Origin of the sequence: Paraoerskovia marina, assembly GCF_900105445.1 — a bacterium.
In the GTDB taxonomy this organism is placed as follows: domain Bacteria; phylum Actinomycetota; class Actinomycetes; order Actinomycetales; family Cellulomonadaceae; genus Paraoerskovia; species Paraoerskovia marina.
The window spans coordinates 1,286,095-1,312,475 of sequence record NZ_LT629776.1; the positions used below are offsets into that span (position 1 = coordinate 1,286,095).

A 26,381-nucleotide genomic window follows, 5' to 3' on the forward strand; every position below is an offset into this window, starting at 1 on the left:
ACCACGATGACCGAGAACGTCGACCCCTGGGTCATGGACATCCTGCGCTGCCCTGTCACGGGTGCCACGCTCGTCCCCACCACCGGGCCCGACGGCTCACCGGAGCTGCACTCGACCGACCCCGACCGCCCGCTGGCGTACCCCGTCCGCGACGGGATCCCCGTGCTCCTCGAGACGGACGCGCGGGGGCTCTGAGTGCCGCACACCGATCTCCAGCGGCTCCAGCTGCCGCGTGACGGCGAGGACCGGTCCACGGATCTCTACTGGCACGGAGAGTCGGTGACGCGCGACGGTGATGCTCTCCTCGTACCGGCCGGTGGCACGCTCGACCTCGGGACCTGGTTCAACGCCGCCCCCGTCGGCTGGTGGCGGTCCCTCCTCGGGTCCGGGCACCTGCGCCTGCGGGTGCGCGGCCGCGGGTCGCTGACCGTCTTCGCCGGGACGGCAGGGCGGACGCCGACGACCGGGACGCGAGACGTCGTCGGGCGCTACGACCTCGACGGCACCCGCGAGCTTCATCTCCCGCGGACCGAGGGCACCGACTGGTACTGGATCGCGCTCGAGGGGGACACCGACGGCGGACGGCTCGAGGCCGTCGAGTGGGCGTCGGGCGGGGGACTCGGCCGCAACCGGGGCCGGGCGACCCGGGTCACCGTCGTCTCACCGACCTATCGCCGCGAGACCGACTGTCTCGAGCAGGTCGTCCGGCTGCTGGACCCCGCGCTCGCCGAGACCGTCGGTCGTGTCGTCGTCGTCGACCAGGGCGACTCGCTCCGGGCGGCCGACACGCACGGCGTGCTCGACGACGCGAGAGTCGTCCTGATCGAGCAGCCCAACCTCGGTGGTTCAGGAGGGTACGGACGAGGCATGCGCGAGTCGCTCCGCTGGCCCGACGACCCCGTGCTTCTCCTCGACGACGACGCCGAGATCGCCGGCGAGTCCCTCCGGCGGCTGCACGCACTCTCGATGCAGACGCGGGAACCCACGATCCTCGGGACCGGACTCGTCTCGGCCGAGGACGGCACCACGCTCGAGGCACTGGCCGAGAAGGTCGACCGGCGCACCTTCCACTGGGGCGCGGCCGACGGCGTCGCGTCCGAGCCCGTCGACACCGGCTCACCGGACCGGTGGTCCTTCACCCACGCGTCCGACCGCGCCGAATACACCGGCTGGTGGGGGACCTTCCTCCCGGCCGGCACCGTGGCACGGCTCGGACTGCCCGCCCCCTACTTCCTCAAGTGGGACGACGCCGAGTACGGGCTGCGTGCCCGGCGTGCAGGGGTCTTGGTCGCCGCCGTGCCGGGCATCAACGTCTGGCACCCGACCTGGGCCGCCAAGGGGTCGCTCTCGTCGTGGTCCTCCTGGCCCATGCACCGCAACCGGCTCGCGACCGCCGCGGCCTACGGGTCCGGCAGCGGGGTCGTGCGCGACTCCCTGCTGCACCAGGTCAAGCACGTCCTCTCGCTGCAGTACACGACCGTCGAGCTCTGGAACGCGGCGCTCGCGGAGGTTCTCGACGGACCGGGCTGGATGTCCGGCGACCTGACCGCCGTCCGGCCGCGGGCGCAGGCACTCCTCGACGAGCTGCCGCCCGCGGGCAGCGTGCCCGACGGAGGTCGGGTCGTGCGCCTCCCGTCCCCGGCGGAGTTCGGCTGGCGCGACGGACTGCGAGCGTCGGCGGTGGTCTTCGAGGACGGCTCGACGTCGCTCGTCCGTGACCGCGCACGGGCACGGAGGTTGCTGTCGACGACGGTGAGGCTCCATGGACGAGCACTGCGGCGTTGGCGCTCGCTACGGTCCGCGTACGCCGCCGCGCTGCCGCAGGAGGCGGCTGCCGAGGCGTGGGAGGCGCGGTTCGACGGCTGACCTCGGCGGGCGAGTCTGACTAACCGATGGAACTGACCCACGCCGCCGGGAGGCTGCCGTGGGTCGTCGCCCGTCCGAGTCGAACGCGAAGCGAGTCGGACTTACCCGAGATCGTCGACGTCGCACCGGTGCTCGACCGGGCGGTCAGAGCCATCATCGTGCCTCCGGACGACTTCTTCGAGACCGAGATCGACGCGACGTCGGAGAGCCCGAAAAGTGACCGGGCCGAGGACTGAGTGATGGTCCGGGTCCAGGAGGCCATCGAGTTGCCGGGCGCGCTCAGGCTCCATGGGTCGGCCACGCTGCGTTCGTACGGAACGACGGAGCTCCACACGTCTTCGCTGTTGACGGTCCGACCGCCGGACGAGGAGAAGTAGTGGGTGACCACAGGCTTGCCGCCGTACGTGAGGAGAAGTGCGTTGGTCGACGACTTGACCGTGTCGTTCACCGCCGCCTTCCAGATCTTCCCGTAGTACGCGTTCGTCCCCTCGTTCTCCTTGACCCAACCGCTGAACTGTTGGTCGCGGACGTCATCGACCACCTGGCATGCGCACGCTGTCTTCATCGTCTGGGCCATCGCGTAACTTCGCGCCGCAATGGCCTGAGCCGCTAGTGCCGAGCGGTCAGACGTGCCCCAGGACGACGGCATTTCGGCGATCCCATAGAGATACTCGGTGTTGAGAAGAAGGTTGTTGACGACGTTGATTCGCCCATTGATTTCGCTCACTGTCAACTGACCGTGACGGTAGATGCCGTGCGTGCCTGGTATGGAAATGGTTGCCTTGGTGCCACTCGAGCTGAGGTAACGGGTCCCGGACCACTGAAGGGCAACGCCCGACCGGTCGTAGTAGGCCTTGCCGTTGACCCAAGCCTTTGTCCTGCCGTCCGACATGGCTCGCCATGCAATGGTCGTCCGCCCAGAGCCCGATGTCAGGGTCGTTCCGCTCGACGACCTGAGACGCCAGGTTCCGCCGGACACCGTCGTCGTCGTCGTTGACTTCTCGTCCGAGTACTGCCCCTTGGAGTACCCGTAGGGCTCGGGGCCGAAGACTTGGACTGCCACGTTGCGTTCCGTGGATCGCCACGACGCGTCCGAACCGCTGTAGTAGTGCTCGAGGATGGTCGTTGCCTGCCGCCCCGCCAGGGCTTGGGCATACGCACCGTACTGCGACATTCCGACACCGTGTCCGAAACCGGAACCGCGGATCGTGAACGACGAGGGGACGCCGGTGACCTTGACGTTGAAGGTGCTGGATATTGCCGAGCCGTTGTAGTTTCGAATCCGGTACTTCGTCGTTCCCTTGGGGTAGATCGTTCGTTTGCCCCAACCGTCCTTGATGGTGATGGGGGCGGCGTCGACCCATTTGCCGCCGGAGTACTTCTGGAGCATGACGGTCGCGGCGGCGACGTTCGAGCCGTTCTTCGTGTATCGAGACTTCACGACGGTGGTGCCGCCGGGGGCGATCGTCGTCGGACCGGTGATCTCGCCCGTCACGGCAGCAGACCGCACGGTGACGTTGAAGGTGCTGGAGATCGCCGAGCCGTTGTAGTTTCGAATCCGGTACTTCGTCGTTCCCTTGGGGTAGATCGTTCGTTTGCCCCAACCGTCCTTGATGGTGATGGGGGCGGCGTCGACCCATTTGCCGCCGGAGTACTTCTGGAGCATGACGGTCGCGGCGGCGACGTTCGAGCCGTTCTTCGTGTATCGAGACTTCACGACGGTGGTGCCGCCGGGGGCGATCGTCGTCGGACCGGTGATCTCGCCCGTCACGGCAGCAGACCGCACGGTGACGTTGAAGGTGCTGGAGATCGCCGAGCCGTTGTAGTTTCGAATCCGGTACTTCGTCGTTCCCTTGGGGTAGATCGTTCGTTTGCCCCAACCGTCCTTGATGGTGATGGGGGCGGCGTCGATCCACGAGCCGCCGGAGTACTTCTGGAGCATGACGGTCGCGGCGGGGACGTTCGAGCCGTTCTTCGTGTATCGAGACTTCACGACGGTGGTGCCGCCGGGGGCGATCGTCGTCGGACCGGTGATCTCGCCCGTCACCGCGGGCGTTCGAGACGCTGCCTCCGCACCTGTCGCTCCCGGCAGGAACGCAAGGCAGAGCGCGAGGATCAGCGCGGCCGCACCTGCCCGGTGCGTGTTGGCGAAGAACATCTAGCAAGTGTGCACACGGTCCCGGCAGGCTGCACCCGGGAGAGGACTCCCGCCCTACAATGAGCGCATCGTCAACGGAGGTAACTGAAGATGCCAGTCGACGCTCGGAAGTCAAGCGTTGCACGCAAGGTCCGCTCTCTCGGTGGGCAACTCATCCGGAGGTGGGGACTGGTTCCGGCTGGCACCCCGGACGGCGTCGGTGAGGACGAGAACCTCGTCGGCAGGCCGTGGCCCTTCGAGGTCATGGTCTACTTCGCGGACACCACCGAGGCGATCTACCAGATCGAGCAGTGGTACCGCGTCTTCGAGTCGCTCGACGCAGAGCATCGAGTCGTCGTCGTCACTCGCGACTCCCGCACGGCGCGGTCGATTCGCGACGGGTCGATGCTCGAGGTCCGGACGATCGCTCGGGCGGAGACGCTCGACGACATCCTCGGGCGATCGAAGACCAAGCTGATCCTCTACGTGAATCACAACCCGGAGAACTTCGGCGCACTGCGGTTCGGAAACCTGCTGCACGTCTCGTTGATGCACGGCGACAGCGACAAGATCGTCACGGTGTCCAACCAGACGAAGGCGTACGACTTCTCGTTCGTGGCAGGGCGCGCAGCCGTCGAGCGCATGGCGCGCTATGCGACGCTCTTCGATGCCGACGAGCGGTGCATCCCCGTGGGTCGACCGCAGCTGGACGAACAGGCCCGAGAGCGGGAGGCGGTGACGCTGTCGAGGCCCACCGATGACCGACCCACGGTCTTGTACGCGCCGACATGGGAAGGCGGGCAGCCGTCCGCGGCCTACGGGTCGGTCGCGACCCACGGCGCAGCGATCGTCCGGGCGATCCTCGACGACGGCCGCTTCAGGCTCATCTACAGACCCCACCCTCTGACCGGAGTCCGCGATGCCGCATACGGCGACGGAGACTCGACGATCCGAGACCTGATTCGACGTGCGCAGGACGAGCTGCCGGAGGTCGGGCACACGGTGGACGGGGACGGAGACCTGGCCGTCGCCTTCGGGCACGCCGACGTGCTGATCTGTGACGTCTCAGGTGTCGCGATGGACTGGCTCGCGACCGGTCAGCCCCTGATCGTGACCCTCCCGACTGCCGACGTCGTCGTCGCTCGAAGTGCCCTGACCGATCTCGTCCCGCGATTGCCGGCCGGGGACATGGACGGACTCCCGAATCTCGTCGCACGGGAGCTGGATGAAGACCCGACGGGTGCCGAGAGGCGTGCGCTGCAGGAGTTCTACTTGGGCGACACCACGCCGGGTGCCTCGACCCGCCGATTCATCGAGGCATGCGAGAGACTGTTCCGGATACGGGACACAGAGGTAGCGCGTGTGGCCATCGGTGAACTTCCCGGAGAGAAGTCCGTGGAGCCCCGCGAGACGAACGACTGAAGGAGATGCAAATGAGTGTGCAGGTTGTGATTCTGGCGGCCGGGATGGGGACGCGACTGGGGCGCCCGTTCCCGAAGCCGCTGACGCCATTGAAGGACGGGCGCACGATCATGGCCCAGCAACTCGGCAACGTGCGGAGTGTCTTCGACAGTGACGCCGAAGTCATGGTCGTCGTCGGCTTCAAGCTCGAGCAGGTGATGGAGGCGGCGCCGGAGGTCGCTTTCGCCTACAACGAGTTGTACGACCAGACGAACACTTCGAAGTCCCTGCTCAAGGCCTTGCGCGCTACCGGCGAGCGAGGTGTCCTCTGGATGAACGGCGACGTCGTCTTTCACCCTGAGGTGCTCCGGCGGGTCAAGCCGCTCATCGAGGCGGGCAAGTCGTTCGTCTGTGTCAATACCTCGTCTGTTGCCGAAGAAGAGGTGAAGTACACGGTCGATGGAGACGGCTATATCGCCGACCTATCGAAGCAGGTCCCCACCGGGGAGGCACTGGGTGAGGCCGTCGGGATCAACTTCGTCGCAGGACGAGACAAGAAGCTCCTGATCAAGAAGTTAGCCGCAGTCGAAGACCAGGACTACTTCGAGCGGGGGATCGAGATCGCGATCGCGGAAGACAGTCTCAAGGTCACTCCGGTCGACATCTCCGATCTCTACGCAGTTGAGGTCGACTTCGACGAAGACCTCGAACGCGCCAACGCAGCCTTCTAGGGTCGACCGCTCTCGAGTGCCGGGAACCGCCGAGTTCGGACGGTTCCTGGCACTCGCTCAATGAACCCGTGATCGACGTCGTGGTGAGCGCGCGCATCGTGTCGCCGCTCGTTGTCTTCGAGATCCGGATCGACCGGACGTCAGGAAGTCCGAAGAGTTGCCGCGCGGAACCCTGCGTCAGAGTGCGTGTCCATGACTTCATCGAGTTGCCCGGCGCGTCGAGGCTCCACGGGTCGGCGACGCTACGCTCGTACGGAACGACCGAACTCCAGACGTCCTCGCTGTTGACGGTACGACCACCCGACGACGAGTAGTAGTGGGTGCCGATCGGCTTCCCCGCATAGGTCAGCAGGAGCGCACTCGTGGAGCAACGCACCGTGTCGTCAACCGCTGCCGTCCAGATCTTCCCGTAGTAGCGGTTCGTCCCCTCGCTCTCCTTCTTCCACCCCGTGTAGTTCTGGTCGCGGACGTCGTCGACGACCTGGCACGTACACGCGCTCTTCCAGGTCTTGTTCATCGCGTAGCTCCGCGCGGCGATCGCCTGAGCCGAGAGTGCCGAGCGATCCTTCGCGCCCCACGACGACTGTATCTCGGCGGCGCCGTACAGGTACTCGGTGTTGAGGAGGACGTCGTGCACGACGTTCAACTTCCCGCCGATGCTCCGAACGGTAAGACGTCCGTGCCGGTACGACCCCTGCGCGCCACTGACGGTCACAACTCCAGCCGCCCCCGTTGGCGAGTGGTAGCGGGTCCCGGACCAATGAAGTCGGACGACGTCGTCCGAGTACGAGCGGCCCCCGACCGTGGCCTGGACGTCGCTGTTCCACAGTGTCCTCCACTGGATCGTGGTGCGTCCGGACCCGGACTTCAACGTGGTTCCGTCCGATGCGCGGATTCGTCAGGTGCCGCCCGAGACTGTCGTCAACGTCGAGGACTTCTCGTCCGAGTAGCTTCCCTTGGCATAGCCGTATGGTTCAGGACCGAAGACCTGAACCGCGACGTTCGACTCCGTGGTGCGCCAGCTGACATCGGCGCCCTGGTAGTAGTGCTTAAGAATGGTCGACGCGGGACGGCCTGCCAGAGCCTGTGCGTACGCGCCGTACTGCGGCATCCCCACGCCGTGGCCACAGCCCGACCCCTTGATCGTGAACGAGCTGGGTACGCCCATCGAGACTCCTTGTGTGACGGTGAAGGTGGGGGAGACGTCGCGGTAGTAGGGGGCGCGGATGCGGTAGGTGGTGGTGCCTTTGGGGTAGATGCGGGCGGTGCTGACGCCGTTGGTGGGTCCAGTGATGGTGCCGCCGACGACGTGGACGTGTGCATTGGTCGCTGCGGCGCTTGTGATGCCCACCGTGGTGATCGTGACGATCGCGGCGACCACCGCGGTAGCAGGGCGTCCGAGAGTCATTTGCGCCGGATACATGACCCCAGCGAAGATCACATACGCTGGCGGTTCTCTCGTGCGCGGACGAGTTCGTCTCGCCGACGGACCTGCGCGCCGATCACCTCAAGGAACCGCGTCGTGCTTTCGCCTGGCTCGATCCCGAAGTATCGGTCTCGCAGTGTAGAGCGCTCGGGCGCGAACGGATCGTGTGCGAGATGGTGTGCGACGAGCTCCGCGGTGTCGGAGACGGTCGCCGCGTCGAGCACTCCTGTGCCGGTAGCCAACGGGCTTGAGGTGACCAGCGCCGCGCGGTTCGAGCGTCGATCGGTGAGGAGTATCGGCACCTCGGGCCGCAGATAGAGGAAGTCGAGGCCGACCGAACTCACGTCCGTGATCAGGAGATCGGTGACCCCGAACAGTGAAAGGACGTCCGCTCGGGGTACGAACCGGTGCTGTGCGTCGGGATCTGTCCGTTGCGCCGCGTCGAGCTGGTCGAGGATCTCCCGGTGTGCAGTGTGCACGGCCGGGCGGTCCCCGTCGACAACACGAGGGTGAGGCTTGTAGACCACGCGCCAGCGGGAGTCGTGCAGGAGTTGCCGGATAATCTGTGGGCCGTAGACGTCGACGGAAGTGCAGTTGTTCGAATCTTCCTCACCAGACCAGGTCGGTGCGTACAAGACGGTACGACGGGACGGGTGAGGATCTAGTGACGGGGAGCGCGGGACGTCCAGCTGGGGGCGGCCGCACCGGATGAGGCTGGCGCCCGAGAAGTCGAGAAGCGCATTGCAGTAGCGGTCCTCCGCCACTGCACCCGCCACGATGACTGCGTCGTAGGCCTTGGCTTGATTCGACGCCATCGAGGACTTGTCGGACTCCCCGTGGTTTACATGCACGTGGAGCGCTTCCCGGTAGATTAGGGACTGGAAGTTCAGTGAGCCGTTGTTCGGGTACAGGATTACTTTCGTGTCCACCGCCGCGTAGACAGCGAGAAGGTCCTCCAGCGTCGTGGCACAGGCAACGGGGAGGCGTGTCCCCGTGCGTAGGGCACCTGCCAGCTCGGGGGTCCGGACGACAACGAGGACTTTGTGCTCGTGATCGAGGGTCTCAAGGACGGGAATCCACTGGTCGACCTGGTACCGGAGGGAGGGCCCTCCAGCGAGATAGGCCACCACCGGAAAAGTCCCCGCGGGCGCCGGCTCGCGGGTGTCCGGAGGCTCAGCGATGGAGGCCAAGACTCTGGCGCACCAGCGGCCGGCCCGGAGGAGGACGCGCGCACCGGAACCGGCAAGTCGTCGGCTGGTGGTCGTGATCGGTCCGCGTGTCATCGAGTCCCTTCGGGAATGCACCACGCGATATTCGTCGCGTGCGTCGTCGGTCGGAGAGGGTTCAACGTATTATCACGGTCGCACCACACTTGAGAGGAATACCATGCCCATGACTTCCGCGCTCCGCCGTCGGGCCGGGACACTCGTTCGCCACCTGCAGGGGCGCGCCGTGACATCCGTGGAGGCGGAAGTGCGAGGGCTCGTCGGTGAGTTCTGCGACGACGGGTCGTTGCGCATCGCGGGCATCCTTCCCGGACGGGCCGTCGTCGGCGTTCTCCTCCGACGACGTGGCCAGGATGGCGAAACCTTCAGGCATGAGGTTGCCCAACCGCCCTCGGAGTCGTTCGACGTTACGCTCAGTCGCGACGTCCTCGAAGGACTGGTCGAGGACTGGGTGCGGCCGGTCGACGCGTATCTCCTCGTCCACGAGTCTGAGGGCTCCGTGGCCCTCCGCCTCGCTTCGGACGGTTCTTCGCGCGTCGATATCGCGCTCCATCCAGTCGACGACACACGGTACGTGTGGGCGTATCTCTCCACGCGAGGAAACCTGTCCCTCAGGGCCGCTGCTGCCCCGCGGGAGAGCCTCGCGGTACGCACCCGCGAGCTCGAGATTGACGGTTCGACGCTCCGGCTCCGGGCGGACGTGGAGTCGACGATCGCGGGCCTTCCCCAGGTCGAGCTCCAGGCACTTCTTCAGCCCACGGGCGAACTCTGCGCCGTTTCGCTCGACGTCACGCCTGGCCCGTGGGCCGGATACCGCAGACTCCATGGGCACTCGGTCAGCGGTGAGATCGACCTCGCGGACGTCGTTGCCCGGTGGGGGCCGGAGCAACCGCGACCTGAATCGTTGGTGATCAGTGTCGAGATCGACTTCGACGACGGGGAGGGTCCGCGGACGCGGATCGTGAAGCTGCCAGCCACGACAAGGATCCGCAAGCTCCCTGAGCTCCAACTCGAGGCTCCCGGTGGTTCTGTCCACTTCGTCCTGCCCTATCTCACCTTCAAGGCCCGACGGCTCGGATTTCGCATCGAGACGCACACCCGCGAGGTGGCGAGGAGCATTCGCCGACTGAGCCGGTGGGGATGGGTGTACACCGCGGTACGCCCGTTCTCGGGGGTCTGGCTCGTCGGGGAACTGCCCTACAAGGCGCAGGACAACGGTGCACACTTCTTCCGCTGGCTCCGGCTGAACAGGCCACGGCGGCGCGCCCACTACGTGATCGACCCGGCCTCACCGGAGCGACGGAACGTGGCTGGCGAGGGGAACATCGTCGACGCTGGCTCCCGCCGACACCTTCGGCTCGCGCTGTTGGCCAGTCGACTGGTGTCGACCCATCATGCCGAGTACGTCTTGCCGACGCGCTCCCGCGCGTACGCGCGGTGGGCGCGCGGCAACAGGGTTTTCCTTCAGCACGGAGTGATGGGCACCAAGAACATGGTGGCGAACTACGGCCGCCGTGCACCGGAGTTCGCGACCGACCGGTTCCTCGTGAGCTCCGAGTTCGAGCGCGAGATGATCGCGAATGACTTCCAGTACCGCCGCCGCCAGGTCGTGGTCACCGGCCTTCCTCGGTTCGACCGGTTGCTCGATAACCCCGTGGAGATCCCCCACGGGCTCCTCGTTGTCCCGACCTGGCGCGACTGGCTCTTGACCCCACAGGCGTTCGAGGAGAGCGACTATCTCACGAACTGGCGCGCCGTTCTCGAGCACCAGACCATCAAGGATCTCGTCGCAGCCGGGGAGAGAGTTACCTTCATCCTCCACCCGAACATGCGCCAGTATGCGGAGCACTTCGACGCCCCCGGCGTGACGATCCATCGCCAGGGCGATGTCGACCTGCAGGACCTCATCCGCTCCCATGCGGCGATGGTCACGGACTATACGAGTGCTGCCCTGGACTTCAGTTTCCAGCACCGGCCCGTCTTCTACTTCCAGTTCGACCGGTCCCGGTTCATCGGAAGCCGGCCGTCGCACCTCGATCTCGAGCACGACCTCCCGGGGCCGATCGCCACAACTTCGTCCCAACTGATGGCACTGGTCGAACGCTCGGCGGACGAGGGATTTGTCATGGAGGACCGATTCGTGGCTCGGGCAGACCGATTCATCGAGCACCGTGACACCCAGAACTGCGAGCGGGTCGAGCACGCTGTGCGGACCGCATGGGGGCCGACGATGACGTTGGGGCGCATCCGTGATGGCGCGCTGGGGCGCCGGGCCTACTCGGAGTTTCGGAGCAGCCGCGCGTATTACCCGTTCATGCGGGTCCTTTTCAAAATCGGTCGCTTACTCCCGCGGCGAGACACGGTCGTCTTCGAGTCGTGGAACGGCAAGGCCTACGGCGACAGCCCAAAGGCGATCTACGAGGAACTCGTGCGACGGAATCCGGGACTGAGGACCGTCTGGGTTTCTGCCGGAACGTTCCGCACGGCAGACCCTGAGACCGTCAAGATCCGTCGACTGACGCCTCGGTACTTCTGGGAACTCTCCCGGGCGCGCTGGTGGGTCAACAACCAGAACTTTCCCCACTACCTGAAGCCTGCGGCACGGACGACGTATCTGCAGACATGGCATGGCACCCCACTTAAGAGAATGCAGTTCGACGCAGTCAGCACCGCGGGCCGCGACGAGGGTTACCTCGACCGGGTGCACAAGATGACCGGGTACTGGTCGATGCTCATCTCGCCGAGCCCATACGCCTCGACGAAATTTCGCTCGGCATTTCGATACGACGGCTCGATGCTCGAGCTCGGATATCCGCGAAACGACCTGTTCGCCGGGCCCGAGGCCGACGACCTGCGCGTTGTGGTCCGGCAGCGGCTCGGGGTAGACGACACCCAACGTCTCGTGCTCTATGCACCGACGTTTAGGGATCAGAATCGGGCAGGTACCGGGTTTTCAGCAGACCTCCCGTTCGATCTCGTCGATCTCGTCAACCGGATCGCCGACGAGGACGTCCTGGTCCTGCGGATGCATAGCGTGGTTCGCGGTCGCATCGAGATTCCCGAAGAGCTCGACGGTCGCGTGATCGACGCGTCCGCTTACCCGGACATGCAGGAACTGCTGCTCGCGACCGACGTGCTTGTGACGGACTACTCATCCTCGCTCTTCGACTTCGCCGTCCTGCGACGGCCGATGGTGTTCTTCTGCTACGACCTGGACGAGTACCGGGATGAACTCCGAGGGTTCTACCTCGACATCCCGGACGCGCTCCCCGGACCCGTTGTGCGATCGGTGGACGAACTAGTCGAGGCTGTAAAGGAGTCCAACGTGTGGAAGTCGGCGCCGCTTGACGAGTTTGTCTCGACCTACGCGCCGTGGGACGACGGGGGCGCCGCGGCACGAGTCGTCGATGAGGTTTTCACCAGGCGTTCCCATACCTCTACCAGGCTCCAGGGACCCCGTGGAGGGGGTCGATCGAGCCGTCGGCCCGGAATCCGCCACTGACGTCGTCCATAACGTCCCATCCCGTGCCGACTCTGCGGCCAGCGGCAATGAAACCGCCCCGCACGCCCATGGAAGGCTCCTGCAACAGTTGGTGTGCGCTGGGATGCCTCGCCGCCGAGCCATCCATGCCTAGTTGTGATGTCCAGGGAGGTTGGTGACTCGGCCGGCAGCTTCGCGGCTGGGGGTTTGTGCCCGACGGCAGTGTGGGGCCGGTGCTAGTTGAAATGCACATTGCAGATCTGCAGGGAGTTGGCGCGCTCGGCCTCCGAGGTCCAGGTGCGGGCGTAGAGGAACTTCTCGGCCAGGATTCGCTGGTGCGCTTGACCTTGCCGTTGTGACGGGGCGGGTGCGTTGGCGACGGGACGCCTGCGCGCTCACGGTGCGTCCTCAGTCACCGGCGCGGTAGTTCGCGCCGTTGTCCGTGATCGCGCGCACGATCCGGTTGATGCCGTGCGCGGCGAAGAACGCGATCGTGGTGGCGGCCTTCTCGTCGGGCATGTGCTCGGTGTAGGCCAGTCGGGAGAGCCCGTCCACGGCGGAGTCCAGGTAGACGTATCCGTCCTCGGCGCCGCGGGTCTTGGTACGGTGTGCGGCCTTGTCCTGGGCCGAGCCGCGTCCGTGGGCCCGCCACCCGTCGCCGTCGGGGATGCGCCCGACCTTCTTCACGGCGAGGTCGATCATGTGGCCCGGGTAGCGGGCCGCGATCCGTTCAGGCCCGCGGTTCGAGGCTCCGTCGAGGTCGAGGTCGAGGTCGAGGTCGAGGTCGAGGTCGAGGTGCCGGCGCCGGTAGATGCCTAACCTTTCGAACCAGCGCCCAATCGTGCGTGCCGAGCCCGGTGACCCTCGCTGGCGAACTCGAGCGCGATCCTGGCGGCGGACCACTTGTGCTTGCGGCGCAGCTCCTCGATCCGGGTCCCCACCTCGGGCGGGGTCTGGGTCGGGGAGGCGTGAGGATCGGAGGCTCGGTCGTGCAGGCCTGCCTCGCCGGAGCGGTCGTACCGGTTCTTCCACTTCGACAAGCACGCGCGTGAGGCGCTGGCCTCGGCGGCGACGTGAGCGATCGGTCGGGTCTGGCAGCGCTGGACCAGACTGCGACGACAGGCAGAGATCAGCGGGGCCTTAGCGTAGGACATGAAGGGGTAGATCTTTCTCGGCGAGGACGGTTGGTCGCACTTCCATCCTGCGCCGAGCACCCACCCCTTCCTCACGCCCGAACCTCCCGGCGTGTCACCAACGTCATGACACACAACACCTAGATGCCTACCGTCGGGCAGTTGCGGGCGCCTAAGATGAGCAGCGTGGGTACGCCTCCTGGGCATCGGAGTACCTGACGTCATCCGACGCGCTGACCCAGCGCAAGCAGTCTGCTGCGAGCGCTGTTCGATCCGGCCGAGGAGATACGACGCCGTCGGCGCTCCGCACCTCCGCACCTGAGCCGTTACCTGCGAGGGCACCTGGTCTTGATGCCCCAGTTGGCCTGCCACGTTGGCCTACAATCGGCCTAGACGACGCATGTGTCGACTGACTCCAGCGCACCGTCGACCACACTGGCGTATCCGAAGCACTACAACGATAGGTATAGATCGATTGTGACAGGACCGATTGCACGTAAGAATCGTGAAAGGGGGCAGGGCGATGGAATCCCGAACCAATAGCGTCCCTGAACCGCTCGACAGGCACCTAGAGCCTGACGTTCTACGGGCACTTGTCGATGAGGGTGGGCTAACTCGCATGGGCCTACGCCCCTCCCTCGGCACCTACATTCGACAACTGTGGGAGCGGAGAACGTTCATTCGCGTCCTTGCAACTTCGAAATCCTATGCGAAAAATCAGAACAACTACCTCGGCCAACTCTGGTCAGTATTAACCCCGACTCTGAATGCGATCGTATACATTCTAATCTTCGGAGTCATCCTCGGTGTGGGGAAAGCAGGGATCGACAATACCATCGGGTTTATCGTGGTTGGGACGTTCCTCTACCATTTTTTCACGGGCTCCGTTAACTCCGGCGCCCGTGCAATCCGTGGGAACCTCAATCTCGTCAGATCAGTCAGATTCCCACGCGCCGTCCTGCCGATATCAAGCGTTCTGGCAGAACTAGCTACGCTTGGCCCTGCGCTAGTTGTCATGTGTATCTTCTGCTGGCTTGCTGGATACATGCCCAATGAGGGTCCAGTGCCACTCGAGTGGCGATGGCTTCTGATCATCCCTACCGTCCTTCTATTCTGGCTATTCAACACGGGCATCGCATTTTTCATGGCCAAGTGGGTCGCGATCACGCCTGACATCCAGAATGTAATTCCATTTGTTCTGCGATTCGTAATGTACGGCTCGGGCGTCATCTTCAGTTTGCAGAGCTTCATCGGCGATAGTCCTTTCGCTCCTGTACTCGAGCATCAGCCAATCGCAGTCTATCTATACCTTGGTCGATCCAGCGTTTTGAACGAGCCAGCGTACCCACCATCCCTCGAGATGTGGATCTGGGGAATCGGATGGGCGGCCGTAACGCTGACTATCGGATTCATAACGTTTTGGCGTGGCGAGGAGAGGTACGGCCGTGACTGAGGAACTTGATTTCGAGATAGACCCAGAAGATTTGGAGGGTATTTCTGCAGGTAAGACTTCCCTAGGTGCGCCATGCCTTGTGGTAGATGATCTACACGTAACATTTCGAGTGTTTGGTGCGAAACGCATAAGGAACAGTCAGGTAAAATCCGGGTGGTTCGCCAAGTTTATGAGTCGGGGAGTTGGGGGTGCGTCCGCGGTGCGAGAGGTTCGCGCCGTCAAGGGCATATCATTCGCAGCTCGCCACGGCGAGTCAATCGGAATCGTCGGGATTAACGGTAGCGGAAAGAGCACGCTATTAAGGGCGATCGCGGGGCTAATTCCTCCAACTAAAGGCGCAGTTTATGTCTCTGGCGAGCCGGCCCTATTAGGAGTCCAGGCCGTCCTAATGGGAAGCCTCACCGGGGAGCGAAACGTTATGATCGGAGGACTCGCGCTAGGGTTGTCAGAGGCCGAAGTCAAGGAGAGGTTCGATGACATCGTTGACTTCTCAGGTATTGGCGACTCGGTCTATCTTCCAATGAAAACCTACTCATCGGGGATGGCTGCGCGTCTTCGATTCGCGATCTCATCCGCAGCGATTCCAGATATTCTAATGATTGATGAAGCGCTCGCGACTGGCGACGCGACGTTTCGTAAAAAATCGAAAAATCGTATCGATGAGGTGCGGGATAAAGCGGGAACGGTCTTTCTTGTTAGCCACTCGATTGCTACCGTTGAAAGCATCTGCACGCGCGTGCTATGGGTCCATGAAGGCGAATTAATAATGGACGGACCATCGGAAGAAGTGTGTGCGGCTTACAAACAGTTTGCACGCGCCAAGCGCCTGCAACGATAGCGACGCTCTAGACTGCTCATTCCGCAGTTCAGCAAGGACTTACTCCTTCCCGTCGAAGAGAGAGACAATTCGATGCCCCTCGTAGAGCAAGAGATTTCTGACTTCACGCACGAACTTCAGCGGAACATTGTTCGCCAACTGGGTCACCACTCCGTCAATGTGGACCGAGATGGCTGGTTGACCGCCAGAATCAAGCCTGGCCATTCCGTTCAGATGAAGTTCGCTGCCTTGGGTGATCAAGTAGGTCTCCTTGTTCGGGGATCCTCGCCCGAGGCGTCTCGAGCGGTGAGGAATGCGCTAGTCGGGAAAGCTCGTGATGCGGGCGATATCGCTTCCAATGCGCACTTGATCGACGATTTTGATACTGGCACTTTGCGCGCGCGGCGGAGTAGGTCCGAGGCAATTCGCAAGTCGATGCGTTGGTTCCTATGGATAAGTGACGCAACTACACGTACCCCCGTAGACGCTAAACGCGGACCTGCGCTCAAGGGCTCTGAGCGAGCCGTGTACTGGTGGGATGAACGTCCGAACTTCGGTGACGCCGTCGGACCGTGGCTCGTGCAGGCAATGTCCGGCCATGAGCCGGTGAATGCTCGGCGCCGAAAGGAATTGAGTCCGGTCCTTTGGGCTGTGGGATCGACAATTGGCTATCTGGACCGTAACAACGTGGACATTTGGGGCTCGGGGTTGATGGAACCGTTGCAAGGCTCCAAACTCGATGCGCTACGGAAACTCGAAAATGTCCGTGTTCATGCTGTTCGGGGGACTGAAACTCGATCGGAACTCGTTTCCAAACTTGGATGGGAAGTCCCAGAGGTCTATGGCGATCCTGCCCTGCTTCTCCCGCGATTCTATACGGCAAAGCCCGCAGCTCAGAGCGGGCGTATAGCGGTCGTTCCGCATTATGTTCATGTAAAGCACCTCCCTTCTTCTCTCGGTGACGGTTCAGTGGTTGTTGATGTCGCTTCGGATCTTGAGAGTGTCGTGGATACAATTGCCCAAGCGGATGTGTGTATTTCGACCTCACTTCACGGTATAATCATCGCCCAGGCGTACGGTGTACCGTGGATTTGGCTTAGGGTCGTGGATCATCCTTTGGGTGGCGACGCGTTTAAGTTTCGAGATTTCTTCTCGACTATCGATGATAGTCAGGCGAGCACTGTTGCCGTAAAGGCCTCCGAACTCGGAACGCTCGATATCGAGTCTTTGGCTTCTCGTGCTACACTGCCTTCTCTGACGATTGCGCTTGACTCGCTTGAATCAGCCTTCCCATTCGCGCGCGGCGAGGGATTCGAGGCTGAATCTGATCTACCGCCTCTCCCGACGCCCCTGGCGCAGCTTTCTCGGCGCGCACGGCGGAGGGCTTCGCATGTCAAGAGTAGATTAGTCCCCAAAAGGGAGGCAGATCTGCTTCAGCCAGAGTTGATCAAGGCGCTTTCAACAGTGGCGTCTGAGTTGAAGCAAAGCAATCGCAATACCCAGCGACTGCTTGCGGAGGTTGGTAAACAGAATCGGACGATGGAGGCTATTCGGCTCGAATCGACATCAGGAGTAATGACTGCTGTTCGCGAGTTTGTCAATGAACGTCAACTAACGATGATCGAGACGCTAGAGCACCTCGTGGAATCGGAGAACTCCTTTTCTCGATTCGGTGATGGGGAGTTTCGATTGATGCTTAGATCTGATTTCAACCTCCGTTTCCAGAGCAACTCGCGGCCATTGCAATCGGAGCTGCTCGCTACATTTAGGGACGCTGGCCGCGATCGTTTCGATGTAGGATTCCCCCAGATTTTCGGAGACGCGCATTGGTCGGGCGTTTGGTCGGAACTTTGGCCAGAGTTGAAATCCAATGTTCCAGAGACAGGTGCGTTCTTGAATAGCCATGTTACGCGCCCTACGGTGTTTGAACAGTATGGCGACCGCGCAGTTGATTTGTGGCGTGAGGTTTGGCGAGATCGCGATATCGTCTTTGTTACGGGGGCAGGGTCTCGGTTTGCGGCGACTCCTGCACTGTTTTCTTCAGCGCGTTCGACCCGTACGGTTAGTTCACTTCCCGTTGGTGCGTATGATGATCTAGATCGACTCGTCGAAGAGTTGTCTGAAGTCGGTGAGGGCGCGCTTGTGCTTTTGGCATTGGGGCCTGCTGGCACGGTTCTCGCTCGCCGGCTAGCACTCATCGGCATACGTGCTCTTGATATTGGGCATATTTCGGATAGTTATCACAACGTTTTCTCTGGGGGGCCACGGCCTGAAAGTCGTCCAATTCGCTCTTGACGCTCTCGTAGTTGACGAGCGCTCGGGAACGTCGTACGGGGCGTGCGAGCGCCTGGCCGGGAGTCTGGACGGTGGTTATTGTTCGTGAACGCTGAAGACTGTGAGACTTTAGTTTCATTGATGGCCGCATTGCTCTGAGCTTGCTATCAGTGCGGCACTGGAATTGTTCTGGTGCCAGGTTTCTATTATCCGATGAATCCAATGGGTGGCGTTCGACCGATTGAAGATCTCGAGTCAGCGCGGTGCAGCGTCTCAAGGAGCGTACGCGTCGGATGTTCTTGGATGCGCGGACGATGGTCGAGGGCATCGTCTACCGGTACCGGAAGGGCCTCGCGTGGCGGGATCTACCGCCGGTGTCCGGGCCGTTGGAGACGGTGTGGACCTGGCATCGGCGGATGGTGTTCGGTGGGACATGGGACCGCGTGGCCGTGACGATTACGACGACAGCCGATGCGGCAGGCCTGGCCTATATGTCACTGTCGGTGGACTCCACCATCACCCGCGCACAACAGCACGCGACGAACACTATCCGCCTGGCAGGCTGCCTGGGTTGCGTGACAGGAATCTGCGGGAAGAGCCGCCTGATCACGGCATCGGCCGCTGCAGAGGTGGCCTGTCGGCGAAGATCGATCAGCTCGTCGACGGCAACGGCCTGCCATCAGTCACCTGCCTCACAATCACATCGGGGCAGGCCGGGGACTGCCCCGATGTTCCTGCCGCTGATGGGACACCTGCGGGTCGATCGCGACCCAGGCCGGGCACGCACCCGTCCGGACGCGGTGCGTGATTACAAGGCATACTCGTCGCGCGCGATCCGCACTCACCTGGCAGACCGGAAACAAGGCCGTGATCTCCGAGCCAGACGACGACAAGGAGCGCCGAAAACGACACGCCGCGCGCGGCGCTCGCCCCGTCGGACTCGATGCCGCCGACTACCGCAACCGGAACGCCATCGAGCGCGTCCAATGCCGAATCAGGCAATGGCGAGGCCTCGCCACCCGCTACGACAAACACGCCCTGATCTACCGTGCCGCCACCGTCCTCAACACCGTCATCCCATGGCCAGAGCTTTGTCAGACACGCGCCAGCTTACTAGGCGTGAGCAGATCGTGTTCCTGCTCTACCCTGACTGTCACGACTGGGATTGAGCCTTGACTGATTCGATCCGAATTGCCGACGGTGGGCGAGAAGGCCTCTTTCGTTGGCGGTGAGACGCGCCGATGATTGAGGCCTTCTCACCTAACGCAGCAAAGACCGCGTCATGATCGAGCCGATCTATCCCCAGTATGCAGACCGAGTTTCAACTTTCCACGAACCCGAACTGCGCTTGCCGAAGTCAAGCAATACGTAGCCATAAGGCGATGCTGTCGGCCACTCGATTGTGACGAGGTCGTAGGCGTATCCCGGAGCATCGACGTACGAGATTATCGTGCCGTTGGTCCCGAACGTCGATCGCGCGTAGTCGATTGAGTTGCCCTCTTTGACTCGGTTGAATTCGGCTTTGGTCGCCTTGTCTTTGGTCTGTACGGCGGTGAGCCCCCAGTATGCGTACTTCGTGTCAAGTACCCACGTACCCGAACTGTTGCGGACGAAATCGACCGTCACCCAGCCTGAGTCGTAGTAGGTGGGAAAGTCCAGGCTGACCCAGTCATACTTCCAGCCGGACGTGTCGTATCGAGCCGTCACGGTGCCGTTGTTCCCGAATCGCGCACGCACGTGGGCAATCGAGTTCCCTTGATGGACCGAATAGAACTCCGAGGACGTGACGATTCGGGACGGTACTGCGTTGGCTGCGGGGGCCGCGACCGCGGAGACGGAGAGCGCGAGAAGGCAGGCGACTGCAGCGCTGATATACCTCTTCATTGCAGGGATCCTTCGGTGCTGAGTAGTGAAAGGAGGCGCAATGCGTGGTCAATCTGGTAGGACCTGCTGCACTGCGAACTATTCGACCAGGCCTGTCACCGACGGTTCCAGATACGGAGTCAGGGTGCGTGAGTATGTCGCCGTGAGGTGCGAAGCGTCGAAGTAGACGATGACTCCTCCAACTGTCGGCTGGCACACATCGCCACAGATGTGGTCCGTGAGGTCAAGAGTCGAAATCGACGGATCATTCAGTTCCTGAGCGGCAGTATAGAGCGGATCCGACGGCAACCACGCCGATGGTGCTCCGCTGCAGTTCTCGGGTGCTGTTTCGTTGATCGATAGGCATTCCGGGACTGAGGTCTTGAGCGTGTGCTTGGGGTAGGGGGTGTCACGGACGACAAGGATGTCAGTCGTCTCAGAGGCGATGGTCTCGAGATAGTTCGCGTATCCCTCGTGGGTGAGCGCGGTGTTCGTCTCGTCCGTCGACCCGGCGACCCGGAACGGCGTCAACTGGGCGGTGACGACGAGATCGAAATCGCCGGAGGTCAGAGCGTCTCGGACGCGTTCTCCCCAGTCGAGGCAGCCTTGCTAGGCTTCGGCGCTCTCGAACTCCCACAGAGCATCGGACGTCGGGCACTGCGATGCGACATACGTGGTCAACGACCATGCATTCTTTTCCGCCAGCTCTTGCAACGACGGAAGCAGCCCGCCGGCGTGCGAGTTGCCGATCAGGGCGACGCGGACATCTCCGTCCACGTCGCCGTAAGCGCAGGTCGTGGTCTCCTCGAACGGCGGAGACTCCCAGCAGTCGTCTTCGTAGGCGGACGGCTTGTCGGCTGCCGCGTCGGCGGGGGACAGGATGAGCGGCACATCTGCTGGACAGTCGACTCCCTCGTCGAGGGCGGCAGCGCCGATGCACGGCTGGTCGAGACTCTCTTCGGCGGCGTCGAGACGCGCGTCGGACCTGTCCTGAAGTGTCGATGCCGCGAAGAAGCATGCGACGCCGACCGCGACTGACACACCCATGGTTACGAAGAGCGTCGTTCGAGCGCGGCCTCGGTGACGTCTGAACCGGTCTTCAACGTGCGGCTTGGTGACAGCAGCGAGCACTACCGAGAGCGTGAGGATGGCGATCCGATCGAGCAGATCTGGGTTCCCGGCGACGACGAACGGAGCGAGGACGACGATCGGCCAGTGCCAGAGATACAGAGAGTAGGAGATGTCGCCGACCCACTGGACCGGGCGTAGATCTCCGACAAGGCGCGGAGAGCCGCGGCCCCGTGTCACGTCCGCCAGAATGACGAGCGCGGCGCCGACGACGGGAACTCCGGCTGCCCAGCCGGGGAATGGCGTAGAACCGCTCATCACGACGGCTGACCCGACGATCAGTGCGATCCCGGTCCACGCCGTCGGGACACGAAGAGCCGGGTGGAGGCGCCATGCGCTGGTCGCGGCCAGCGTCGCCAGTGCTGCCCCCGCCCCGAGTTCCCAGATCCGGGTTGGGGTGATGAAGTACGCGGACGCGGGGCTCGTGGCCGTTGCGACGACAGACCAGACGAAGCTAGCTCCCACCAGGGCGAGGATCGCGACGTGGGCAGTGGACGCGAGCGTGGAACGCCGCTTCGTCGCGACCCATGCCGCGACGAGAAGCGCCAGGGGCCAGAGAAGATAGAACTGTTCCTCGACTGACAGCGACCAGAAGTGCTGGACGGGTGTGGCCGCAGACTCCGCGCCGAGATAGTCGACAGACTGCGCGGCGAGCGACCAGTTCTCGACGTACAACGCCGCCGCGCCAACCTCTCGGAGCGTCGGAACGAGTGCCGTCTCGGGTGCAACGAGAACCGTCGCGAGCACGGTGGCTGCCAGCACGAGGTACGACGCGGGAAGGAGTCGTCGGACTCGGCGGGCCCAGAACGTGGCGAGGTCCGACGCAGACCTTGGTGGCCGTCTGAGGAGGTGCGAGGTGATGAGGAAGCCCGAAATTACGAAGAAGACGTCAACGCCCACGAACCCACCGGGCAGGACACCCGGCCAGACGTGATAGATGACGACCGCGCCGACCGCGAGCGCTCGGAGCGCTTAGATGTCTTTGCGCACCGTCGTGGTCGGATGCGCTTCGACGGCGGCTTGCACGTCCTGGGTCACGAGAGAGCTACTGCTTGCGATCGGGGAGCGCGATGTCGGACGCGCAGGGAGAAATGGGATTCGACGTGTGGGCGGGTGATGTCCGTCGGCGGCAGTCCCGGAGAGCTCACGCACCGACTCGGGACCAGCCCGTGTCGGTCGCCGTGCGCGGGGCTAGAGTTCCATCCGGCCGGTACATGAGACGACCGGTGGGCCGGCGCACGAGTTTGTTCGCCCGAGGGATATCAATCGATCGGAGCTCCATGTCATCGCACGGCAGCAACAAGGCCATCATCGCGGCGCTTCTTGCGAACCTCGGAATCGCCGTCACCAAGTTCGGCGCGTACCTCCTCACGGGAGCCTCGTCGATGCTCGCCGAGGCCGTGCACTCCGTCGCCGATACCGGCAACCAGGGGTTGCTCCTTCTCGGCGGCAAGAGGGCGCGGCGTGAGGCGGACGCTCAGCACCCGTTCGGCTACGGCCGTGAACGCTACATCTACGCCTTCATCGTCTCGATCGTGCTCTTCAGCGTCGGTGGGCTGTTCGCCTTGTACGAGGCGTGGCACAAGTGGCAGGACCCGCATCCGATCGAGGGCCGGTGGTGGTGGGTGCCGCTCGCGGTGCTCCTCGCGGCGATCGTCCTCGAGGGACTCTCGTTCCGCACGGCGGTCGTCGAGTCGAACCGGACGAGGGGCAAGCAGTCGTGGGTGTCCTTCATCCGGACCGCACGATCGCCGGAGCTCCCGGTCGTGCTGCTAGAGGACTTCGGCGCGCTGATCGGACTGGTGCTGGCCCTCGGCGGTGTGAGCATGACCCTCGCCACGGACGACGGCCGGTGGGACGCGGCCGGCACCGCGGGTATCGGTGTTCTCCTCGTCCTGATCGCGATCGTCCTCGCGATCGAGACCAAGTCGCTGCTCCTCGGAGAGTCCGCCACCAAGGCGCATGTCGCGGCCATCCGGGCCGCGCTCGTCGGACCGGGTGTGCCCTCGGTGATCCATCTCCGGACTCTTCATCTCGGTCCCGACGAGCTGCTTGTCGCCGCGAAGATCGAGATCGACACCCGGGAGAGTGCCACCGAGATCGCGGACGCCATCGACGAGGCCGAGGCGCGATGCCGAGCGGCCGTCCCGCTGACGCTCATGATCTACCTGGAGCCCGACCTGCGTGACGCACCCGCGACGTCGTAGGCGACGGGTACGACGACGGCCCGGCACCTCCGCGAGGGAGGTGCCGGGCCGTCGTGGTTGCTACGCCCGTACGGGGCGTGTCAACGGGAGGTTCAGCTGGTGACCGAGTCGACGAAGTCGGGGTTCTCCTCGAGCCATGCGTCGACGGCTGCCGCCTCGTCGCCCTCGTACGCCTCGTCGTTGAACATCATGTTCTCGAGGGAGAACAGCTGCTCGTCGGTGAGGGTGAAGTTCTCGAGCCAGCCCGAGAGCTCGGGGTAGCGGTCGGCGAAGTCCGTGGTGCCCCACATGTGGATCTCCTCGGCCTCGCCGAGCGCACCCTCCGGGTCCTCGAGGTCGCGGATCGGGAACTCGTCGTAGGCCCAGTGCGGGCGCCACAGCGTGACGGCGATGTTGTCGCCCTTCTCCGTCGCACCCTTGAGCTCTGCGAGCATCGCGGGGGTCGAGGAGATCGCGTAGTCCATGTCCTCCAGGCCGTAGGTCGGGATGACCTCGTCCTGGGTGATCGCGGTCAGGCCGGCGCCGGCCTCGATGCCCACGAGCTTGTTGTTGTACTCGTCGGCCATGCCGGCGAGGTCCTCGAGGGTCTGTGCGGGGGAGTCCTCGTTCACCGCGATGGTGAGCTTCGCCTGGTCGTACCAGACACCGAGGTCGGAGACGTCGTCGCCGTACTCCTCCAGGTAGGAGGCGTGGGTGTACGGCAGCCAGACGTCGAAGGTGACGTCGAAGTCGCCCCCGGCGAGGCCGGTGTAGACGACGCCGACGTCGGCGGTCTCGGTCTCGACGTCGTAGCCCTTCTCGTCCAGGATGCTGGCCCAGAGGTTCGAGACGGCGATGCCCTCGTCCCAGCCGGAGGGGATGCCGATCGAGATCTCGGTCTCGTCGCCCGACGTCGTCGAGTCGGCCGAGCTCTCGGAGTCGTCCGAGGCGCAGGCGCTCAGCGTCAGCGCGAGGGCTGCGGTGGTGCCGGCGATCGCCGTGGTGCGGCGGTGGGTACGGGTGAACATTGGTTGTCCTTCCTTTGGCGGAGAACCTCCGCCGGGGGTTGGGGGTCGTGCACAGTGAGGGGAGTCGCTCAGCGAGCTGCCTTGAGCGCCTTCGCCACGGGGGAGCGGTCCGCGAGACCGGAGGTCACGCGGTCGAGGAAGATCGCGAGGATCACCACGGAGAGGCCGGCCTCGAACCCGAGGGCGACGTCGACGCGCTGGAGGGCGGCGACGACGTCGTTCCCGAGCCCGCCGGCACCGACCATCCCAGAGATCACGACCATCGAGAGCGACAGCATGATCACCTGGTTGACGCCGGCCATGATGGTCGGCATCGCGAGCGGGATCTGGATCTGGCGGAGGATGCGGCCGTCCGTCGAGCCGAAGGCGCGGCCTGCCTCGACGACCTCGGAGTCGACCTGGCGGATTCCGAGCTCCGTGAAGCGGACGCCCGGTGCCAGGGCGAAGATGACGGTCGCCACGATGCCCGGCATGGGGCCGGTCAGGAAGATGACGACGGTCGGGATCAGGTAGACGAAGGCGGGCATCGTCTGCATGAAGTCGAGGATCGGTCGGAGGACCCGCGAGACGTGGTCGTTGCGTGCGGCCCAGATGCCGAGCGGGATGCCGATCAGGAGTGCGACCGCCGCGGAGAGCAGGACGAGCGCGAGGGAGTCCATCGCGTTCTCCCACTGGTCCATGCCGGCGATGATGATGAACCCGATCAGGACGCCGATCGCGAGCTTCGTGCCCTTCGCCCAGAAGGCGATCAGCGCGAGAACTACGGCGACGAGGATGAACGGCGGGCTGTTGAGCACGTAGTCCAGGCCGTCGTAGATACCCTCGAAGATCGTCTTGACGACGTCGAAGAAGGCGTCGAACGTGGCCGTGAGCCAGTCGATGAAGGACTCGATCCAGTCGCCGAAGGGCAGACGGGGGACGAACGTTCCGGTGTCAGATGCTGCGGCGATCATGCCGATGCCCCTTCCGTCGAGGTGTCGGTATCGACCGCGTCACCCGGGGCGACGGTGTCGGCGTCGGCCGTGAGCTCTTCGACGGCCTCGGACGGGGCCATGGCCTCGAGGAGCGTGACGCGGGGGATGACCCCCACGAGGCGGCCCTCGTCGTCCGTCACCGCCATCGGCAGCGCCGACTCGGTCGCGGGCGCGAAGAGCTCGGCGAGCGGCGTGTCCTGGTGGACCGAGGTGTAGTCGGCCTCCAGGTACTCGGCGACGGTCTCGGCGCCCTCCTTGACGGCGCGCACGGCGTTGTCGGAGGTGATGACGCCGCGCAGCACACGCTTGCGGTCGACGACGTACGACTTGGGGAGTGCGGCCTCGCGCAGCTCACGGGCGGCGACGCGCGGGCCCGCGCCGAGGGTGACCTTGATCTGCGGGGCCTGCATCATCGAGGCCGCGGTCAGCACACGGGTGCGGTCGACGTCGGCCACGAACTTGGCGACGTAGTCGTTGGCCGGGTCGGAGAGGATCTCCTCGGCCGAGCCGATCTGGACGATCTGGCCGTCGCGCATGACGGCGATCCGGTCGCCGAGGTGCATGGCCTCGTTGAGGTCGTGCGTGATGAAGATGATCGTCTTGCCGAGCTTGTCCTGGAGCTCGAGCAGCTGCTCCTGCATCTCGCGGCGGATCAGCGGGTCGAGGGCGGAGAACGCCTCGTCCATCAGGAGGATGTCCGTGTCGGCGGCGAGCGCGCGGGCGAGCCCGACGCGCTGGCGCATTCCGCCGGAGAGCTGCGACGGCAGCGAGTCCGCCCAGTCGGAGAGACCGACCATGTCGAGCGACTCCTGCGCGCGGCGCCGACGCTCCTCGCGCTCGACGCCCTGGATCTCCAGCGGGTAGGCCGCGTTGTCGATCACGGAGCGGTGGGGGAGCAGCGCGAAGTGCTGGAAGACCATGGAGACGCGCTCGCGTCGGATCTTGCGCAGCTTCGAGCCGTCGACGGCGGTGAGGTCGTCGTCGCCGAGGTAGACGTGCCCGGAGGTCGGCTCCCACAGGCCGTTGAGCATGCGGATCAGGGTGGACTTGCCCGAGCCCGACAGGCCCATGACGACGAAGATCTCGCCCTTGGCCACCTCGAAGGAGGCGTCGATGACGGCGGCCGTCCCGAGGCTCGCGACCTCGTCGCGGGTCTTGCCGGCCTTCAGGCGCTTCACGGCCTCGGCGGGCTTGCGGCCAAAGACCTTGTAGACGTTTTCGACGCGTACGGCTGTCATGTGGTGTTCTCCACGAGTC

General features: G+C 64.1%; 18 protein-coding genes and 3 pseudogenes. 11 read left to right on the forward strand and 10 right to left on the reverse strand.

The genetic code is table 11. The annotated features are described in order from the left end of the window. The first annotated feature begins 6 nt into the window (after nt 1-6). Both BLU20_RS05795 and BLU20_RS05800 read left to right on the forward strand, forming a co-directional pair. Nucleotides 7-195, forward strand: a complete 189-nt coding sequence (locus BLU20_RS05795; RefSeq protein WP_083371918.1) for a Trm112 family protein — start codon at nt 7-9, stop codon at nt 193-195. Next, complete coding sequence (locus tag BLU20_RS05800) at nt 196-1,866, forward strand: glycosyltransferase (protein ID WP_083371919.1); 1,671 nt, start codon at nt 196-198, stop codon at nt 1,864-1,866. Nucleotides 1,867-1,885: 19 nt separating this feature from the next. Here the strand turns inward: BLU20_RS05800 and BLU20_RS05805 are convergent, their stop codons facing one another. After that, nucleotides 1,886-3,637, reverse strand: coding sequence for a SpoIID/LytB domain-containing protein (locus tag BLU20_RS05805; protein WP_172829027.1), 1,752 nt, complete (start codon nt 3,635-3,637; stop codon nt 1,886-1,888). 100 nt (nt 3,638-3,737) lie between these two features. On the opposite strand from BLU20_RS05805, the gene BLU20_RS13920 reads away from it, so the two are divergent. The 3 genes from BLU20_RS13920 to BLU20_RS05815 all read left to right on the forward strand — a co-directional run bounded on the left by BLU20_RS13920 (nt 3,738) and on the right by BLU20_RS05815 (nt 6,135). After that, nucleotides 3,738-4,028 carry a hypothetical protein gene (locus tag BLU20_RS13920; protein WP_172829028.1) on the forward strand — a complete coding sequence of 97 codons (291 nt, stop codon included), beginning with the start codon at nt 3,738-3,740 and terminating at the stop codon, nt 4,026-4,028. An 86-nt stretch (nt 4,029-4,114) separates the two neighbouring features. Further along, a complete protein-coding gene (locus tag BLU20_RS05810) occupies nt 4,115-5,425 on the forward strand; it encodes a CDP-glycerol glycerophosphotransferase family protein (RefSeq protein ID WP_083371921.1) in 1,311 nt (436 codons plus the stop codon). Between the two features lie 11 nt (nt 5,426-5,436). Beyond that, nucleotides 5,437-6,135 (forward strand): phosphocholine cytidylyltransferase family protein, encoded by a 699-nt coding sequence (locus BLU20_RS05815; protein ID WP_083372937.1) that lies wholly within the window; start codon nt 5,437-5,439, stop codon nt 6,133-6,135. Here the strand turns inward: BLU20_RS05815 and BLU20_RS05820 are convergent. The 3 genes from BLU20_RS05820 to BLU20_RS05830 all read right to left on the reverse strand — a co-directional run bounded on the left by BLU20_RS05820 (nt 6,053) and on the right by BLU20_RS05830 (nt 8,688). Beyond that, the gene (locus BLU20_RS05820; protein WP_172829029.1) at nt 6,053-6,772 is read right to left on the reverse strand and encodes a SpoIID/LytB domain-containing protein; all 720 of its coding nucleotides are present in this window, start codon (nt 6,770-6,772) and stop codon (nt 6,053-6,055) included. The genes BLU20_RS05815 and BLU20_RS05820 overlap by 83 nt on opposite strands. Before the next feature lie 261 nt (nt 6,773-7,033). Next, nucleotides 7,034-7,543 carry a hypothetical protein gene (locus tag BLU20_RS05825; protein ID WP_157270337.1) on the reverse strand — a complete coding sequence of 170 codons (510 nt, stop codon included), beginning with the start codon at nt 7,541-7,543 and terminating at the stop codon, nt 7,034-7,036. A 29-nt stretch (nt 7,544-7,572) separates the two neighbouring features. Next, on the reverse strand, nt 7,573-8,688 hold the full coding sequence (locus BLU20_RS05830) for a CDP-glycerol glycerophosphotransferase family protein (protein ID WP_172829030.1): 1,116 nt from the start codon (nt 8,686-8,688) through the stop codon (nt 7,573-7,575). Between the two features lie 325 nt (nt 8,689-9,013). On the opposite strand from BLU20_RS05830, the gene BLU20_RS05835 reads away from it, so the two are divergent. Continuing rightward, nucleotides 9,014-12,289: a CDP-glycerol glycerophosphotransferase family protein gene (locus BLU20_RS05835; protein ID WP_172829031.1), complete on the forward strand. Its 3,276-nt coding sequence runs from the start codon at nt 9,014-9,016 to the stop codon at nt 12,287-12,289. 218 nt (nt 12,290-12,507) lie between these two features. Here BLU20_RS05835 and BLU20_RS05840 read toward each other — a convergent pair. Further along, a pseudogene (locus tag BLU20_RS05840) lies at nt 12,508-13,422 on the reverse strand (helix-turn-helix domain-containing protein); the annotation flags it as partial. A gap of 502 nt (nt 13,423-13,924) precedes the next feature. Here BLU20_RS05840 and BLU20_RS05845 point away from each other — a divergent pair. The 4 genes and pseudogenes from BLU20_RS05845 to BLU20_RS13725 form a co-directional block, all read left to right on the forward strand. After that, nucleotides 13,925-14,854 carry an ABC transporter permease gene (locus BLU20_RS05845; protein WP_083371926.1) on the forward strand — a complete coding sequence of 310 codons (930 nt, stop codon included), beginning with the start codon at nt 13,925-13,927 and terminating at the stop codon, nt 14,852-14,854. Continuing rightward, nucleotides 14,847-15,692: an ABC transporter ATP-binding protein gene (locus BLU20_RS05850; RefSeq protein WP_083371927.1), complete on the forward strand. Its 846-nt coding sequence runs from the start codon at nt 14,847-14,849 to the stop codon at nt 15,690-15,692. The genes BLU20_RS05845 and BLU20_RS05850 overlap by 8 nt, the downstream gene beginning before the upstream one ends. Before the next feature lie 504 nt (nt 15,693-16,196). Beyond that, complete coding sequence (locus BLU20_RS13720) at nt 16,197-17,966, forward strand: GT-D fold domain-containing glycosyltransferase (RefSeq protein ID WP_172829032.1); 1,770 nt, start codon at nt 16,197-16,199, stop codon at nt 17,964-17,966. Nucleotides 17,967-18,226: 260 nt separating this feature from the next. Beyond that, a pseudogene (locus tag BLU20_RS13725) lies at nt 18,227-19,037 on the forward strand (IS5 family transposase); the annotation flags it as partial. 204 nt (nt 19,038-19,241) lie between these two features. Here BLU20_RS13725 and BLU20_RS13730 read toward each other — a convergent pair. Together BLU20_RS13730 and BLU20_RS05875 are read right to left on the reverse strand one after the other, a co-directional pair. Continuing rightward, nucleotides 19,242-19,829, reverse strand: a complete 588-nt coding sequence (locus BLU20_RS13730; RefSeq protein ID WP_157270342.1) for a hypothetical protein — start codon at nt 19,827-19,829, stop codon at nt 19,242-19,244. A gap of 78 nt (nt 19,830-19,907) precedes the next feature. Then, nucleotides 19,908-21,893 (reverse strand): annotated as a pseudogene (locus BLU20_RS05875) (acyltransferase family protein); the annotation flags it as partial. Between the two features lie 323 nt (nt 21,894-22,216). Between BLU20_RS05875 and BLU20_RS05880 the strand changes: the two are divergent. Continuing rightward, nucleotides 22,217-23,143 (forward strand): cation diffusion facilitator family transporter, encoded by a 927-nt coding sequence (locus tag BLU20_RS05880; RefSeq protein ID WP_083371930.1) that lies wholly within the window; start codon nt 22,217-22,219, stop codon nt 23,141-23,143. 92 nt (nt 23,144-23,235) lie between these two features. Here the strand turns inward: BLU20_RS05880 and BLU20_RS05885 are convergent, their stop codons facing one another. The 3 genes from BLU20_RS05885 to BLU20_RS05895 form a co-directional block, all read right to left on the reverse strand. Continuing rightward, nucleotides 23,236-24,150, reverse strand: a complete 915-nt coding sequence (locus BLU20_RS05885) for a glycine betaine ABC transporter substrate-binding protein (protein ID WP_029253134.1) — start codon at nt 24,148-24,150, stop codon at nt 23,236-23,238. Between the two features lie 68 nt (nt 24,151-24,218). Continuing rightward, the gene (locus tag BLU20_RS05890; RefSeq protein ID WP_029253135.1) at nt 24,219-25,103 is read right to left on the reverse strand and encodes an ABC transporter permease; all 885 of its coding nucleotides are present in this window, start codon (nt 25,101-25,103) and stop codon (nt 24,219-24,221) included. Further along, nucleotides 25,100-26,362 carry a quaternary amine ABC transporter ATP-binding protein gene (locus tag BLU20_RS05895; protein ID WP_083371931.1) on the reverse strand — a complete coding sequence of 421 codons (1,263 nt, stop codon included), beginning with the start codon at nt 26,360-26,362 and terminating at the stop codon, nt 25,100-25,102. The genes BLU20_RS05890 and BLU20_RS05895 overlap by 4 nt, the downstream gene beginning before the upstream one ends. Nucleotides 26,363-26,381: the final 19 nt, after the last annotated feature.

Bases quoted from the DNA above. Each gene is read 5' to 3' on its own strand.
- BLU20_RS05795 (WP_083371918.1), top strand. From the start codon at position 7: ATGACCGAGAACGTCGACCCCTGGGTCATGGACATCCTGCGCTGCCCT.
- BLU20_RS05810 (WP_083371921.1), top strand. From the start codon at position 4,115: ATGCCAGTCGACGCTCGGAAGTCAAGCGTTGCACGCAAGGTCCGCTCT.
- BLU20_RS05815 (WP_083372937.1), top strand. From the start codon at position 5,437: ATGAGTGTGCAGGTTGTGATTCTGGCGGCCGGGATGGGGACGCGACTG.
- BLU20_RS05825 (WP_157270337.1), bottom strand. From the start codon at position 7,543: ATGACTCTCGGACGCCCTGCTACCGCGGTGGTCGCCGCGATCGTCACG.
- BLU20_RS05845 (WP_083371926.1), top strand. From the start codon at position 13,925: ATGGAATCCCGAACCAATAGCGTCCCTGAACCGCTCGACAGGCACCTA.
- BLU20_RS13730 (WP_157270342.1), bottom strand. From the start codon at position 19,829: ATGAAGAGGTATATCAGCGCTGCAGTCGCCTGCCTTCTCGCGCTCTCC.
- BLU20_RS05880 (WP_083371930.1), top strand. From the start codon at position 22,217: ATGTCATCGCACGGCAGCAACAAGGCCATCATCGCGGCGCTTCTTGCG.
- BLU20_RS05885 (WP_029253134.1), bottom strand. From the start codon at position 24,150: ATGTTCACCCGTACCCACCGCCGCACCACGGCGATCGCCGGCACCACC.
- BLU20_RS05890 (WP_029253135.1), bottom strand. From the start codon at position 25,103: ATGATCGCCGCAGCATCTGACACCGGAACGTTCGTCCCCCGTCTGCCC.
- BLU20_RS05895 (WP_083371931.1), bottom strand. From the start codon at position 26,362: ATGACAGCCGTACGCGTCGAAAACGTCTACAAGGTCTTTGGCCGCAAG.